Source organism: Bradyrhizobium sp. 33ap4, from assembly GCF_032654765.1.
Lineage (GTDB): Bacteria > Pseudomonadota > Alphaproteobacteria > Rhizobiales > Xanthobacteraceae > Bradyrhizobium > Bradyrhizobium australafricanum.
In genome coordinates this window covers 1-15,665 of sequence record NZ_JAUMTJ010000109.1, presented here as the reverse complement: position 1 = coordinate 15,665, position 15,665 = coordinate 1, and the positions used below count along the sequence as shown (strand labels likewise).

The window sequence follows — 15,665 nt, the reverse complement described above, 5'->3', positions numbered from 1 at the left end:
AGGCCGCCTCCCAAAAAGAAGCCTTGAATCTGATTTGCTCTCAAAAGGGAATCCTTAGAGTCCACACCACCTAGCGCGCGCCGCCTGCAGCGCTAGTCGCGGCTGACGCGCCAGATCGTGCCGTTGCCGTCTTCGGAGACCAGCAGTGCGCCGTCGCGCGCGACCGTCACACCGACCGGACGGCCCCAGACCTCATTGTCGCCGATGACGAAGCCGGTGACGAAATCCTCGTACTCGCCGGTCGGCACGCCGTCCTTCAGCCTGATGCGGATGACCTTGTAGCCGGTGCGCTTCGACCGATTCCACGAGCCGTGTTCGGCAGCAAAAGCATCGCCGCGATATTCCGGCGGAAAACTGCTGCCGGTGTAGAAGGTCAGGCCAAGCGACGCCGAGTGGGCCTGCAATAGCACGTCAGGGACCGTCACCTTGTCCTTCAGGTCGGGCCGCGCGCCGGCATGCGCGGGGTCTTCGTTGCCGCCGATGTAGTACCAGGGCCAGCCGTAGAACGCGCCTTCGCGGACCCGCGTCACATAGTCGGGCACGAGGTTGTCGCCGCGGCCGTCGCGCTCGTTGGTCGAGCACCACGGCGTACCGCTTCCGGGCTGGATCGCAAGTCCGACGCAGTTGCGGATCCCCGTGGCAAACAGCTTCTGGTTCTTGCCATCAGGATCGAAGGCGAGCACGGCGGCGCGATCGGTCTCGTCGCCCCATGCAGCGCCGAGCGCATGGTCGCGGCTCCAGGCCTCGATGCCCTTCGGCGGGCGACCCAGCCCCTCGCCTGCGTTGCCGGCGGAGCCGACAGACACCAGCATCCGCTTGTCGTCCGGCGTGAACACGATATCACGCGTGGAATGGCCGTAGCCGGGCGGCAGCCGGGCGACGATCGTCTCGGGTTTTCCCGACGCCTTGAGATCGCCGTTACGGTAGGCAAATCGCACGACGCTGTCGGTGTTGGCGACATAGAGCCATTGCGGATTGTCACCGCTCGGAAAGAACGCGATGCCGAACGGCTGGTTCAGGCCGGTTGCGTAGACTTCATTGGTCGCAGGCCTGGTGGCGCCCTCGGCGCTGCGCAGGATACGAATGCGGCCGGAGCCCGTTTCCACCACGTAGATATCGCCATTGGGCGCGGTCCGGATGATCCGCGGACCGCTGAGCCCGCTCGCAAACAGTTCGACCTTGAACCCTGCCGGCACCTGCGGCGCGGCCGACGCAGGTCTCGGCATGACGCGCGGAAACTTGCTGCTCGACGCCGTTGCCCCGGGCTTGGGCAAGTCCTGCGGCGTGATCAGGCGCACCGTGCCCGGCTTGTCGCGTTGCCAGTCGCCGAAGGCTTCCGCGCCTTTCAGCACGGGCTCGGCGCCCGACCGCGTGATGCTGATCGCCGCGAGGAAGACGACCGACAGACCCGCACCGACAAGACTCGTCCTGGGCATATGCTCCTCGCGCGATTTCCCTTCGGCCACGCCGTTCATAGCGTGGTTCGGCCGCTCCCGCGTTCACAATGTCGTCTGCTCTAATGTCCCTTGGGTGGCGCCGTCAGATCGACCGGTTTGATGATCAGCGCCAGCGGGATCATCACGAGGCCGATGATCGAGAGCATCCAGAACACGTCGATATAGGCGAGCAGGTCGACCTGCCGCTGCAAGGTCTGGCCGACCCAGGCGACCGCCTGGGACGCGGCGTCCGATGCGTTCGACCCCTGTGCCTCAAAGAAGCGCGTCATCGTGTCGATGGTCTGCTGATACCCGATGTCGGACGGCGCGGCATGTTCGACCAGTCGGCTCTGGTGGAATTGCTGGCGTTGCGCCAGCGCGGTCTGCGCGAGTGCGACGCCCATCGACCCGCCGATGTTGCGCGCGACGTTGATCAGCGCCGAGGCCTGGTTGGTCTTATCCGGCGGCACGCCGTCATATGACGCTGTCGTGACCGGCAAGAACAGGAACGGAAGCCCGGCGGAGAGAAAGATGCGTGCGAGCGCAGCATAGCCATAGGTGATGTCGCCGTTCAGTCCCGTCAGGTGCCACATCGAGAATGCAACGATACAGCCGCCGATCGCGATCAGATATTTCGGCTGAACGCGACTGACGAGATGGCCGACCACCGGCATCAAGATCAGCGTGACGACGCCGCCGGGCGACAGTGCGAGCCCGGCAAGCAGCGCAGTATAGTTCAGCTCGGTCTGCAACAGCTGCGGCAGGAGCTGCGTCGACGAGATCAGCACCGCGCCGGTGCACAGCATCACCAGGAAGCACGATCCGAACTGGCGACGTCCCAGCAGGCGGAGATCGACGATCGGGTCCTTGCGCGTCAGCTCCCAGGGGATCAGCGCGATCAGGCAAATCGCAGAGGCCAGCGCGAAGCCGACGATCATGTTGGACCCGAACCAGTCCTTGCGCTGGCCTTCGTCGAGCACGAATTCGAGCGAACCGAGCCCGATCGCGACCAGTACGAAGCCGATGTAGTCGACGCGCAGGCCGTCCTTGAGGAGCTCCTTGCGCTCCTGCTCGGCGCCGAACGGCTCCTTGACCAGCGTCCCGACCAGGAACAGCGAGAGCAAGCCCATCGGCACGTTGATCAGAAAGATCCAGTGCCAGCTATAGGTATCGGTGATCCAGCCGCCGAGCGTTGGCCCGACCACGGGAGCAACCACCACCGCGACGCCGTAGATCGCGAACGCCTGGCCACGCTTGGCCGGCGGAAAGGAGTCGGCGAGGATCGCCTGCTCGCTCGTCGCCATCCCGCCGCCGCCAAGGCCCTGGATGATCCGGAACAGAACCAGCGCCTCCAGGCTCCAGGCAAGCCCGCACAGCAGGGACGCGAACGCGAAGGTGCCGACGCAGATCATGTAGAAGCGCTTGCGGCCGATCACGGTCGAGAGCCAGCCCGAGATCGACAGCACGATCGCGTTGGCGACCAGATAGCTGGTGATCACATAGGTGCTCTCGTCGATGCCGACGGCCAGGCCGCCCGCGATATGGCGCAAGGCCACGTTCGCGATCGTGGTGTCCAGCACCTCCATGAAGGTCGCGATCGAGACGACGAAGGCAATCAGATAAGGATTATGTCCGCCGGCAGCCGAACGCTCCGGCGACCAGGCTGCGCCGCCGCCTGCCGCAACGTCGCTCATCGCACCCTGGTCCAGGGCACGACCGACATGCCCGGCCCAATCGGAACGTCATTCGGCCAATTGTCGATCACGATCTTCACGGGAACGCGCTGCACGACCTTGACGAAATTGCCGGTCGCGTTCTCCGCCGGCAGCAGGCTGAACGCAGTGCCCGAGCCCGGCTGAACCGAAGCCACGCGGCCAGTGAGCTTGCGCCCCGGATACGCATCGATCCTGATCTCGACCGGCTGGCCCGGCCGCATGTCCGTCAGCTGCGTTTCCTTGTAGTTGGCGGTGATCCAGACCTCGTCAGGAACGAACATCATGACGCTCTGGGCCGGCGCCACATAGGTGCCGACCGCGCCGCTCAGCTTGACGACGCGTCCGGATTGCGCCGCGACGATGCGGGTATATTGCAGGTTCAATTTGGCCTGATCGAGCTGGGCCTGCGCCTGCTCCAGCGATGCCTTGCTGCTCTTGAGCTGAGCCTCGAGCGTCTTGACGCCGAGCTCAGCGGCAGTCACTGCCGTTCTGGCGCGGCTGGCATTGGCCTGCTGGGCGTCGAGATCCGAGCGGGTCTGCTGCTGCCGCTGCACCGTGCCCGCGCCCTTTTCGACGAGGTTCTGGGCGCGCTCCGCCTCCTCCCGCGCGAACTTCAATTGCGCCTCGGCCTGTTGCTGCTGCGCCTTGGCTTCCTTGATCTGCTCCTGCTGGCTGTCGATCTGGGCCTCGACATTGGCGATATTGGCCTCTGCGACCGCGACCTGTGCGCTGGCCTGATCGACTGATATCTTGTAGTCGCGCTCGTCGATCCTCGCGAGGAGATCGCCGGCATTGACGTGCTGGTTGTCGGTGACGGGGACCTCGACGACATAGCCGCCGACCTTTGCTGCCACGGCAAAGCTGCGTGCGGCCACGAACGCGTCATCGGTCGATTCATAGTGACGCACGTTGAGCCAATAGCTCACGCCACCCATGATCGCGAGCAGGAGCAGACAGGCGCCGACTGTGGCAAGCAGCCAGTGCTCGCGCAGCCGGTCGCGCATCGATGGCTTGCGCTCGGTTTCCTGCTGTGGCGCGGATCCGCGGTCGGGTCGCGATCCTTGCTCGGGGTTGCGCTCGGGCTGCCGCGGCTTCTCCCCGGACGGCCCGCGCTCTCTGGTTTGGGCATCCAAGGCAGCACCTCAAGCCACGAATGGAGCGATCAAGCCCCGTTAACCGCAGCGTCCGGCGCTTGGTTCCTGTTCGATGGGAGGCGCTACACGGCCCTGGAACTGACCATGGGCTGGCGCTGCTCGGCCGTCGACAAATCGCGGTAGGCCGCGGGCTCTCCAGCCAGCGCCTTGAGCGGAACCGTGAGCCGGCACACCAGGCCCTCGGTGCGCCAATCGAAGTCGGCGCGGCCGCCGAGCTGGGTCTCGATGCTGGCGATGACGCTTCTCGTGCCGAAACCTCTCTGCTTCGGCTTGGTCACGGGAGGTCCGCCGGATTCCACCCAGGCCAGGATCAACGTTTCGTCGTGCAGTTCCCAGGTGATCGCAAGCCGGCCCGACAGCACCGACAGGCTACCGTATTTGGCGGAGTTGGTGACGAGCTCATGCAGCGCCAGCGCCAAGGTCTGCGCGGTCGCGGGCTGCAACTGCACCTCTTCGCCATCGATCTGGATCTGTCCGGCTTCCGAATACGGCGCGATCTCCTCGGCGACCAGCCGCCGGATTTCGGCGCCCTGCCAGCTCGACAGCGACAGCACGGTGTGAACGCGTGCCAGCGCTGTGATGCGGCCCTCGACCGCCCGCACATAGGCGGTCACGTTCTGCGCGCGCGTCAGCCGCACGATCGATTGTGCCAGCGCGAGCGCGTTCTTGGCGCGATGGTCCACCTCGCGGGTCAACAGGCTCTGCCGCTCCTCGGCCTTCTTGCGATCGGTGATGTCGACGGTGACGCCGCTCACCCGTACCACCTTGCCGTTGCGGTCGCTGGTGGCCGCGGCTGTACCGACGCACCAGCGCACTTCGCCGTCCGGCCGCATGACGCGGAATTCGGTTTCATAGGACGTCTGGCCCTTGCCGAAGCCGGTCCAGGCTTGCCGGAGGTGCTCGACATCGTCGGGATGAAACAGCGCCTGTATATTGTCGGAGGTGAGCTTGAAGGATTTCGGGTCGACGCCGAAGATCTTGTATTGCCCCTCGTCCCACATCCAGTCGCCGTTGACCCAATCCCAGTCCCACGAGCCCATCTTGCCGGCCGCAATCGCCATGCTGCGGCGTGCCTCGCTTTCGACCAGTCGCGTGGTCGACTGCTCGAGCTCGGCGGTGCGTGCGCGCACGCGGTCCTCGAGCTCCGCGTTGAGGCGTTCGAGCTGTCGTGTCTTGCGGTAGAGCTCGGCGAACACGCGGATCTTTGCCCGCAGCACCTCGGGCACGACGGGCACCGGCACGTAATCGACCGCGCCCATCTCGTAGCCGCGGAGCCGATCGATATCGCTGACCTGGATCGCCGAGATGAAGATCATCGCGGTCTTCTGGAAGCGCGGATGGTCGCGGATCATCGCCGCGAGCTCGAAGCCGTCGAGCTCTGGCATGCAGACGTCGACCAGGATGACCGCGACTTCGTTCTTGAGCAGGAACTCCAGCGCCTCGCGGCCCGACGACGCGGCGACCAGTGTCTCGCCGAGCTCCTTCAGGATGACCTCATAGGCCAGCAGCTTCGCCGGCTGGTCATCGACCAGAAGGATGTTTACCTTTTCGTGGTCCATCATGTTCGATCGCCGATCAGCGGTGCAGCCACATGCGGATCGCCAGCAGCAGTTGCTCGGTGTTCACGGGTTTCGCCAGATAGTCGGACGCGCCTGCCTCCAGGCATTTCTCTCGATCGCCTTTCATCGCCTTCGCGGTCAGCGCGATGATCGGCAGCCGCGCGAAGGCGGAGTTTTGCCGGATGGCGCCGATGGTCTGGTAACCGTCCATCTGCGGCATCATGATGTCCATCAGCACGATCGCAATCTTGGGATTGGATTCGACCAGCGAGATGGCCTCGTGACCGGTTGTCGCAGTCAACACCTTCATACCTCGCCGCTCCAACACGCTCGAGAGCGCGAAGATGTTGCGGGCATCGTCGTCGACCAGCAGTGCGGTCTTGCCAATAAGATCCTCATCAGAACTATTGAGCTTCTCCAGCATCCTCTGTTTTTCGACGGGCAATTCCGTGATCACACGGTGCAGGAACAGTGACGTTTCGTCGAGCAGACGCTCCGGCGATTCCACGCCTTTGACGACGATGCTGCGCGCCATCGTATGCAGTTCCGCGTCTTCTTCCGCTGAAAGTTCCCGGCCCGTAAACACGACGACGGGTATATTGGACAGCGTCTCGTCCTTGCGGATCTGATCCAGCACTTCGAAACCGCTCATGTCGGGCAGGCGCAGGTCGAGCACGACGCAGTCGCACGGATTTTCGCGCATCGTCGAGAGCGCCCCTGCCCCGGTGCCGGTGGTCACGATCTCGATATCCTCGTGCCCGAGCAGTTCCGTGATGCTGAGCTGCTCCGCCGCATTGTCCTCCACGATCAGCAGGCGCTTGCGGCGTGGTCTGGCGTATTCCTTGATCTGCGACAGCGCAGCGCTGACGCCTTCCGTCGTCGTCGGCTTGTTGACGAAGGAGAACGCGCCGCGCGCCAGCGCGTGCTGCCGGTCCTCGTCGAGCGTGATGATCTGAACCGGAATGTGACGGGTCAGCGGATTGTGCTTGAGTTGGCTCAGCACGGTCCAACCCAGCATGTCGGGCAGGAAGACGTCGAGCGACACCGCGCTCGGCTGGAACTGCTTGGCCAGATCCAGAGCTTCGGCACCGCGGCTTGCGACCAGCACCTTGAAGCCCTTGTCGCGCGCTAGATCGATCAGCACCCGCGCATAATGCGGATCGTCCTCGACGATCAGCAGGATGGTGTCGCCGGGCTCGAGATTGAGCCGGTCGTCCGGAAGCTGCTCGATCACACGCTCCTGCGCGCCCGACGCCTGCAGCGCCGGCGCCGGTGGGTGCGGCATCGCGATCGGTCGAGCCTGCGGGCGCAGTGCCACCGAGGGGCCGGCATATTTCAGCGGCAGATAGAGCGTGAAGGTCGAGCCCTTGCCTGTCGCACTGCGCAGATGGATCTCGCCGCCGAGCAGACCCGCGAGCTCACGGCTGATGGCCAGTCCAAGGCCGGTGCCGCCATATTTGCGGCTGGTGCCGGCGTCGGCCTGCTGGAACGCCTCGAAGATCAGCTTCTGCTTGTCTTGCGGAATGCCGATGCCGGTATCCGACACCTCGAACGCAACGACCGCGGGCGCCGCATTGAGGATCGGATGCTCCACACTCCAGCCGCCGAGCGCGGCCGACACGGTCAGGCTGACGCCGCCTTCCGCGGTGAACTTGAACGCATTCGACAACAGGTTCTTGAGCACCTGCTGCAGCCGCTTGGAGTCGGTGACCATGCTGCGCGCAAGATTGGCGTCGACATCGATACTGAACGAGAGATGCCGGTTCTCCGCCTCGTGCCGGAACGGCCGTCCGACGGTCTCGAGCAGGCTCGATGTCAGAATTTCCTCGGCGTCGACCGTCACCGTGCCGGACTCGATCTTGGAGAGATCGAGGATGTCGCTGATCAGGTTCAACAGGTCGGTGCCGGCGCCGTGAATGGTGCGGGCAAACTCGACCTGCTTGCCGGTCAGGTTGCCGTCGGGATTTTCGGTGAGCTGCTGGCCCAGGATCAGGATCGAGTTCAGCGGTGTCCGCAACTCGTGAGACATGTTGGCGAGGAATTCGGATTTGTACTTCGAAGTCAGCGACAGCTCGGTCGCCTTTTCTTCCAGCGCGCGCCGCGCCTGCTCGATTTCCTGGTTCTTGCGCTCGACGTCGACATTGCGTTCGGCCAGCTGCTGGGCCTTCTGCTCCAGCTGATCGTTGGTCTGCTGCAATTCCTTCTGCTGGGTCTGCAACTCGCCGGCGAGCTGTTGCGACTGCTTGAGCAGCGCCTCGGTCTGCATCGTCGCCTCGATGCTGTTGAGCACGATGCCGATGCTGTCGGTCAACTGTTCGAGGAAGGTGATCTGCGAGGTCGTGAACGAGGAGATCGAGGACAGCTCGATCACCGCCTTGACCTGGTTCTCGAACTGCACCGGAAACACGACGAGGTTTTTCGGCATGATCCGCATCAAGGCCGAATTGATCGGCACCGCATCGCCGGGAATCTCGGAGACGAGGCGCTGACGCTTGTCGAGCGCGCATTGGCCGATCAATCCCTCGCCGAACTGGACGATCTGCGGATGCGGATTGCTGCTGTCGCTGGCATAGGCCGACAACAGGCGCAACTGCGCATTCTCGGGATTGTCGACCTGGTAGATCACGCCCATATGCGCGTTGATCAGCGGCGCAAGCTCGGTCAGCAGCAGCCGGCCGACGGTCGCAAGATCGCGCTGGCCCTGCAGCATGTTGGTGAAGCGCGCCAGATTGGTCTTCAGCCAGTCCTGTTCGGTGTTGCGCTCCGTGGTCAGACGGAGGTTGCCGATCATCGTGTTGATGTTGTCCTTGAGCTCGGCGACCTCGCCGCGGACGTCGACCTGGATCGAGCGCGTCAGGTCGCCCTTGGTCACGGCGGTCGCCACTTCCGCGATCGCGCGCACCTGCGAGGTCAGGTTGGCCGCGAGCAGGTTGACGTTGCCGGTGAGATCCTTCCAGGTGCCGGCCGCGCCAGGCACGTTGGCCTGACCGCCGAGCCGTCCCTCGACGCCGACCTCGCGCGCCACGCTGGTGACCTGTTCGGCGAAGGTCGCAAGCGTCTCGGTCATGTTGTTGATGGTGTCGGCGAGCGCGGCCACCTCGCCCTTCGACTTCACCGTCAGGTTCTGCTTCAGGTCGCCGTTGGCGACCGCGGTCACCACCTTGACGATGCCGCGCACCTGCTCGGTCAGGTTGACCGCCATGACGTTGACGGTGTCGGTGAGGTCCTTCCAGGTGCCGGCAACGCCGCGCACCTCGGCCTGGCCGCCGAGCTTGCCCTCGGTGCCGACTTCGCGCGCCACGCGCGTCACCTCGCCGGCGAAGGCGTTGAGCTGGTCGACCATGGTGTTGATGGTGTTCTTGAGCTCGAGGATTTCGCCCTTCACGTCGACCGTGATCTTGCGCGACAGGTCGCCGCGCGCCACCGCAGTGGTGACTTCGGCGATGTTGCGCACCTGGGTGGTCAGGTTCGCCGCCAGCAGGTTGACGTTGTCGGTGAGGTCCTTCCAGGTGCCGCCGACGCCGGGCACCACGGCCTGGCCACCGAGCCGTCCCTCGGTGCCGACCTCGCGCGCCACGCGCGTCACTTCGGCGGCGAACGAGCGCAGCTGCTCGACCATCGTGTTCAGGGTGTCCTTGAGCAGCAGGATCTCGCCGCGCACGTCCACGGTGATCTTCTTCGACAGGTCGCCGCCGGCGATCGCGCTCGCGACCTCGGCGATGTTGCGGACCTGCGCAGTCAGGTTCGACGCCATGAAGTTGACGTTGTCGGTCAAATCCTTCCAGGTGCCGGCGACGCCGGGCACTTCGGCCTGGCCGCCGAGCTTGCCCTCGGTGCCGACCTCGCGCGCCACGCGCGTCACCTCGCCCGCAAACGCATTGAGCTGGTCCACCATCGTGTTGATGGTGTTCTTGAGCTCGAGGATTTCGCCCTTCACGTCGACGGTGATCTTGCGCGATAAGTCGCCGCGCGCCACGGCGGTGGTCACCTCCGCGATGTTGCGGACCTGCGCGGTCAGGTTGCCGGCCATCGAGTTGACGTTGTCGGTCAAGTCTTTCCAGGTGCCGGCGACGCCGGGCACGTTGGCCTGGCCGCCGAGGCTGCCGTCGGTGCCGACCTCGCGCGCCACGCGCGTCACCTCGCCCGCGAAGCGGTTGAGCTGGTCGACCATCGTGTTCAGCGTTTGCTTCAGCTGAAGGATCTCGCCGCGCACGTCGACGGTGATCTTGCGCGACAGGTCGCCGCCGGCGATCGCGGTCGCGACCTCGGCGATGTTACGCACCTGCGCCGTGAGATTGCCGGCCATCGAGTTGACGCTGTCCGTCAGGTCCTTCCAGGTGCCGGCGACGCCGGGCACCTCGGCCTGGCCGCCGAGCTTGCCGTCGGTACCGACCTCGCGCGCCACGCGAGTCACCTCGCCGGCGAAGGCGTTGAGCTGGTCCACCATCGTGTTCAGCGTTTCCTTCAGCTGAAGGATTTCGCCCGATACGTTCACCGTGATCTTCTTCGACAGGTCGCCCTTCGCCACCGCGGTCGCGACCTCAGCGATGTTGCGGACCTGCGCGGTCAGGTTCGAGGCCATCGAGTTGACGCTGTCAGTCAAATCCTTCCAGGTGCCGGCGACGCCGCGCACCTCGGCCTGGCCGCCGAGCTTGCCTTCGGTGCCGACCTCGCGCGCCACGCGCGTCACTTCGCCGGCGAAGGCGTTGAGCTGATCGACCATCGTGTTGATGGTGTCCTTCAGCTCGAGGATTTCGCCGCGCACGTCCACCGTGATTTTCTTCGAGAGGTCGCCGCCAGCGACCGCGGTCGTCACGGCGGCGATGTTGCGCACCTGCGCGGTCAGGTTCGACGCCATGAAGTTGACGTTGTCGGTCAGATCCTTCCAGGTGCCGGCGACGCCGAGCACGTTGGCCTGGCCGCCGAGCTTGCCTTCGGTGCCGACCTCGCGCGCCACGCGCGTCACTTCCGACGCGAACGCGTTGAGCTGGTCGACCATGGTGTTCAGCGTTTCCTTCAGCTGAAGGATCTCGCCCGACACGTTGACCGTGATCTTCTTCGAGAGGTCGCCGCCGGCGATCGCGGTCGCGACGTCGGCGATGTTGCGGACCTGCGCAGTCAGGTTCGACGCCATGAAGTTGACGTTGTCGGTCAGGTCCTTCCAGGTGCCGGCAACGCCGGGCACCTGGGCCTGGCCGCCGAGCTTGCCCTCGGTGCCGACCTCGCGCGCCACACGCGTCACTTCCGACGCGAACGAGTTGAGCTGGTCCACCATCGTGTTGATGGTGTCCTTCAGCTCCAAAATCTCGCCGCTGACGTCGACCGTGATCTTGCGCGACAGGTCGCCGCGCGCCACGGCCGTGGTCACGTTGGCGATGTTGCGCACCTGGGCGGTCAGGTTGCCGCACATCGCGTTCACCGAGTCGGTGAGGTCCTTCCAGGTACCGGCGACGCCGGGCACGATCGCCTGGCCGCCGAGCTTGCCGTCGGTGCCGACCTCGCGCGCCACGCGCGTCACTTCGGAGGCGAACGAACGCAGCTGATCGACCATCGTGTTGATGGCTTCCTTCAGTTGCAGGATCTCGCCGCGAACGTCGACCGTGATCTTCTTGGACAAGTCGCCGTTGGCGACCGCGATCGTCACCTCGGCGATGTTGCGAACCTGGCCGGTCAGGTTGTTGGCCATCGAGTTGACGCTCTCGGTCAGGTCCTTCCAGACGCCGGTCACTTCCGGCACCTGGGCCTGGCCGCCGAGCTTGCCCTCGGTGCCGACTTCGCGCGCCACGCGCGTGACCTCCGAGGTGAACACCGAGAGCTGCTTGATCATCGTGTTGACGATGTTCGCCGACTGCAGGAATTCGCCGCGCAACGGCCGGCCCTCGACGTCGAGCTGCACGGTCTGCAGCAGGTCGCCTTGCGCCACCGCAGCGACCGCGCGGGTGACCTCGCGGGTCGGCCACAGCAGATCGTCGATCAGCGTGTTGACCGAGCTCTCCATATCGGCCCAGGCGCCGCTGGCGAGGCCGAAATTGACGCGCTGGCGGGTCTGTCCCTCGCGGCCGACGACCTGGCCGACGCGCGCCAATTGCTGCGCCATGCGTTCGTTGGCGGCAGCGATTTCGTTGAAGGCGTCTGCGATCTTGCCGTCGATGCCGAGATAGTCGCCACGCATCCGGACCGAGAAGTCGCCGGCGCGCATCGCCTGCAGCGACTGCAGTAGGTCATGCGAGGAATCGAGGCTTCCGTTTGATTGTTGGCTGCGGCGCGTATCAGCACGGGGACGAGGCGACGAACCGAGATCGGTCATGTAATTTCCCCTACGCGCTGGCCGCGAATCCAGAGACTCGGAAAAGCCAGTGTGACCATAAGAATGACTGCCCTTGATCTATTCAAGCGGGAAAACGCCAAAGCCGCAATTTGTGACGCAAACCGAGTACCTTAATCGCGATTGGAACCAAAAGTTCCGACCGTTGGCCGAACTTTTACGAGGAACGACGGAGCCGGCCCTGATCGCCCGGTCCTCGTGCTCGCATGGAACATTGACCATCCCCGCGCGTTTCGGGCGGGGGCAGGATCGGTGATGGTTAAGAAATCAGAACAACTCAAACGGGGCATCGTCGAGAGCCGGCACGATCGTCGGCCGGTGGCTGGCGGCGTGGTCGACTACGCCATTTGCACGCTCGGCCCCGATGGCCGGGTCATCAACTGGAACAAGGGCGCCGAGCGCATCACGGGCTATCCGGCCAAGGCGATCCTCGGCAAGCACTTCTCGGTCTTCTATCCTGCCGAAGACCGCGCATCCGGCGTTCCGGCGAGAGCACTGCAGATGGCGCGGAAGGAGAAGCACTCAGCGGCCGAAGGCTGGTCCGTCCGCAAGGACGGGTCGCAATTCTACGCCGCTGTGGTCATCGATCCGATCTACGAGAAGCGCAAGCTCGTCGGCTACACAATGGTCACCCGCGACATCACCGAGCGGCATCAGGCGCGCGCGGATCTCGAGGCCAGCGAAAGCCAGTTCCGCCTGCTGGTGAGCAATGTCACCGACTATGCGCTCTATATGCTGACGCCGGCCGGCATCGTCGCCAATTGGAACGCCGGCGGCGAGCGCATCAAGGGCTATTCGCCCGGCGAAATCATCGGCCAGCACTTCTCGCGGTTCTATACGCCGGCCGACCAGGCTGCCGGCAAGCCCGCCCATGCGCTCAAGATCGCGGAAGAGACCGGGCATTACGTGGAGGAAGGCTGGCGGGTCCGCAAGGACGGTTCGTTCTTCCGGGCGAGCGTCGTGATCGATCCGATCCGCGATACCGACGGCAGCCTGGTCGGCTTCGCCAAGATCACCCGGGATATTTCCGAGCGGCGCGACGCGCATCAGAAGCTCGAACAGGTGCAGCGTCAGCTTGCGGAATCGCAAAAGATGGATGCGCTCGGCCAACTGACCGGCGGCGTCGCGCACGACTTCAACAACCTGCTGATGATCATCTCCGGCAATCTGCACCGGATCAAGCGCGAGGTGATGAGCGAACGGGGGATGCTTGCACTCGGCGCGATCGAAACCGCATCCGAGCGTGCCGCGTCCCTGACCAGGCAGCTCCTCACCTTCGCGCGTCGGCAGAGTGTCAATCCGCAGACCATCAACGTCGCTGACAGGATCACCGCGGTGCGAGAGGTTTTGACCAGCGCGCTCGGCGGCGCGATCAAGCTGAACATGGAGATCGGACCGGATCTCTGGCCGATCTTCGTCGATCCGACGGAATTTGAGACCGCGCTGATCAACCTCGTGGTCAATGCCCGGGATGCGATGACCGGCGGCGGCACGCTGACCGTCGCGGCGCGCAATGTCCCGGAAGCCGCCCAGGTGGTCGTCAGCATTACCGACACCGGCGAAGGCATTCCAGACGATGTCATGAACAAGGTCTTTGATCCCTTCTTCACCACCAAGCCGGTCGGCAAAGGGACCGGCCTTGGGCTGTCCCAGGTTCACGGTTTCGCGCACCAGGCGGATGGCCGGGTCGAGATTACAAGCGCGCTCGGCAAGGGCACGACGGTCAGCATCTATCTCCCGCGCGGGACTGCGGCCGCAAAGCGCACAGCTACGGGGCACAGCACGCCCGGCTTGGCCACGATCCTGCTGATCGAGGACAATCCTGCCGTCGCCGATGCGAGCACGGGCCTGCTCGAACAGCTCGGCTACACCGTGCGCTGGGCCTCGAACGCGGAGGCCGCCTTGTCGGAAATCGACGCCAACGGGATCGATGTGGTGTTCAGCGACATCGTCATGCCCGGCAGGATCGATGGACTGAAGCTGGCGCGCACGATCCGGGACAGAAAGCCCGAGCTGCCGATCCTGCTGACGACAGGCTACAGCGCGAGCGCACGCGACGTGAGGTCCGACTTTCCGGTGTTACGCAAGCCGTACCACATCCACGACCTCAGCCGCGAACTCGCAAAGTTGACGGGGCACGGCGTCGGCAGCGCGACGAGCGGGCCATCCGGCAACGCTTCGAGCGAGTTCGATGCCACCGCGCATGACGTCGTGGCAAGACCAAAGGCGAAAGCCCGCTCCTAGTGTGCTGAATGCGAAGTCCGTGCGATTTCGCGGCAGCCACTTTCACGAACTTCGCATTCATAAAGCACACTAGAATCATAAGTTTGCCAGTGTCCTTATCGAATTCGAAGTTCGCTCCGAAGATGCGGCAAATGATGCGAACTTCGGATTCGGGACACTAGTTCAAAATCGAAAGGCTAGCGTTCCGCCGGCCAGCTTCGCCGCACCAATTGCACCCGCTCGATGCGGCTGCATTGCTCGCAGCGGTACTGAAGAATATCCCTGCCCTCGCTGCCCGGATGGCTGCTCTCGAGCCGCATCGTCCTGATGCAGCTGATGCAGGAGATCAGCGTCAGCAGTGGACTGCGATCGTCATTCATCGATGCCCGCGGTGGCGCGGTCGGATCGGCGATCATGGCGCTGGGCGATGCTATGGTATTGGCTCTCACCACAAGAAAATGCAGATCCTGCGGTCCCAGTTCCTTCCTTGAAACCTGATTTGGGCCTGAGCCGGTGTTCGAGGCTCCCTTCTTTGGACAAACCCCCGGATCACACCCGGGCGTTGCTGTGACCGGGCGTAGGCTTCGCCTTGTCCTTGTCCACCTTGACCTTCGCGCCGGCGCGGTCCTCGAAGCTCCGGCTCAGCCGCTCCCGGACCGTGGGGAGACGCTCGCCGCCGCCGGCGGCCTTCCACCGGCCGACCAGTTGGGCCACTTCGGCTCGCATCGCCATCAGCCGGTAGGATGCTTCACTGCAATCGAGGTCGCGGTTGACCTGATCCCTGATCGACGCCTCGATCAGGGTCATCTCAGCTCGCAACGTGCTGATCTTGCGCCGAATTTCATTGATCTTGTTGTCCATAGCTTGTTAGAACAAAAATAGAACATATTGTCAAGTCACGATCCAGCAAGCGAGGCAAGCAATGAGCGTGGCAGCGGTAAGATATGGTGGGGTTGCGGAGCGGCTTGGCGGGCTGATGACCCGTGCCCAGGCGCTGCGGTTGAGGAGCCTCGCCGAGGAGGCCTATCAGCCGAACCAGTACGCACGCGACCTGACGTCCGAGGAAGCCGAACGGCGGATCGACGCGCTGAAGGCGGAGATCGCGCTGGCGGATTCGTTCTGACCGTCCGCGCCAGCCAGGCCGGACGTCCCCTTAAGGCTTTGATATAGCGGCGCAGCTAGTAGCTCGTCACAGTGATTTTGACTCTTTGGGTATGCCTGGATAGGCGCGCCCCAGTTTGGTGCGAGCTTTG

General features: G+C 64.3%; 9 protein-coding genes. 2 read left to right on the top strand and 7 right to left on the bottom strand.

The features are described from left to right. Positions 1–92: 92 nt before the first annotated feature. The 5 genes from Q2M23_RS42025 to Q2M23_RS42005 form a co-directional block, all read right to left on the bottom strand. Entirely contained in the window at positions 93–1,436 is a 1,344-nt protein-coding gene (locus Q2M23_RS42025; protein ID WP_141342389.1) for a PQQ-dependent sugar dehydrogenase, read from the bottom strand. Between the two features lie 80 nt (positions 1,437–1,516). Next, positions 1,517–3,130: a DHA2 family efflux MFS transporter permease subunit gene (locus Q2M23_RS42020; protein ID WP_141342390.1), complete on the bottom strand. Its 1,614-nt coding sequence runs from the start codon at positions 3,128–3,130 to the stop codon at positions 1,517–1,519. Further along, positions 3,127–4,284: an HlyD family secretion protein gene (locus tag Q2M23_RS42015; protein ID WP_168856379.1), complete on the bottom strand. Its 1,158-nt coding sequence runs from the start codon at positions 4,282–4,284 to the stop codon at positions 3,127–3,129. Before Q2M23_RS42015 ends, Q2M23_RS42020 begins: the two co-directional genes overlap by 4 nt. Positions 4,285–4,367: 83 nt before the next feature. Further along, complete coding sequence (locus tag Q2M23_RS42010) at positions 4,368–5,864, bottom strand: sensor histidine kinase (RefSeq protein WP_057018673.1); 1,497 nt, start codon at positions 5,862–5,864, stop codon at positions 4,368–4,370. Between the two features lie 16 nt (positions 5,865–5,880). After that, positions 5,881–12,171 (bottom strand): HAMP domain-containing protein, encoded by a 6,291-nt coding sequence (locus Q2M23_RS42005; protein ID WP_141342393.1) that lies wholly within the window; start codon positions 12,169–12,171, stop codon positions 5,881–5,883. Positions 12,172–12,444: 273 nt separating this feature from the next. Between Q2M23_RS42005 and Q2M23_RS42000 the strand changes: the two genes are divergently transcribed. Beyond that, positions 12,445–14,433 carry a PAS domain-containing sensor histidine kinase gene (locus tag Q2M23_RS42000; RefSeq protein WP_076828855.1) on the top strand — a complete coding sequence of 663 codons (1,989 nt, stop codon included), beginning with the start codon at positions 12,445–12,447 and terminating at the stop codon, positions 14,431–14,433. Positions 14,434–14,609: 176 nt separating this feature from the next. Here the strand turns inward: Q2M23_RS42000 and Q2M23_RS41995 are convergent, their stop codons facing one another. Together Q2M23_RS41995 and Q2M23_RS41990 are read right to left on the bottom strand one after the other, a co-directional pair. After that, a complete protein-coding gene (locus Q2M23_RS41995; RefSeq protein ID WP_016845796.1) occupies positions 14,610–14,828 on the bottom strand; it encodes a hypothetical protein in 219 nt (72 codons plus the stop codon). A 133-nt stretch (positions 14,829–14,961) separates the two neighbouring features. Continuing rightward, positions 14,962–15,273, bottom strand: coding sequence for a hypothetical protein (locus Q2M23_RS41990; protein WP_141342394.1), 312 nt, complete (start codon positions 15,271–15,273; stop codon positions 14,962–14,964). A gap of 61 nt (positions 15,274–15,334) precedes the next feature. Between Q2M23_RS41990 and Q2M23_RS41985 the strand changes: the two genes are divergently transcribed. Continuing rightward, positions 15,335–15,535 carry a DUF3072 domain-containing protein gene (locus tag Q2M23_RS41985; protein WP_026192767.1) on the top strand — a complete coding sequence of 67 codons (201 nt, stop codon included), beginning with the start codon at positions 15,335–15,337 and terminating at the stop codon, positions 15,533–15,535. The last annotated feature ends 130 nt before the right edge of the window (positions 15,536–15,665 follow it).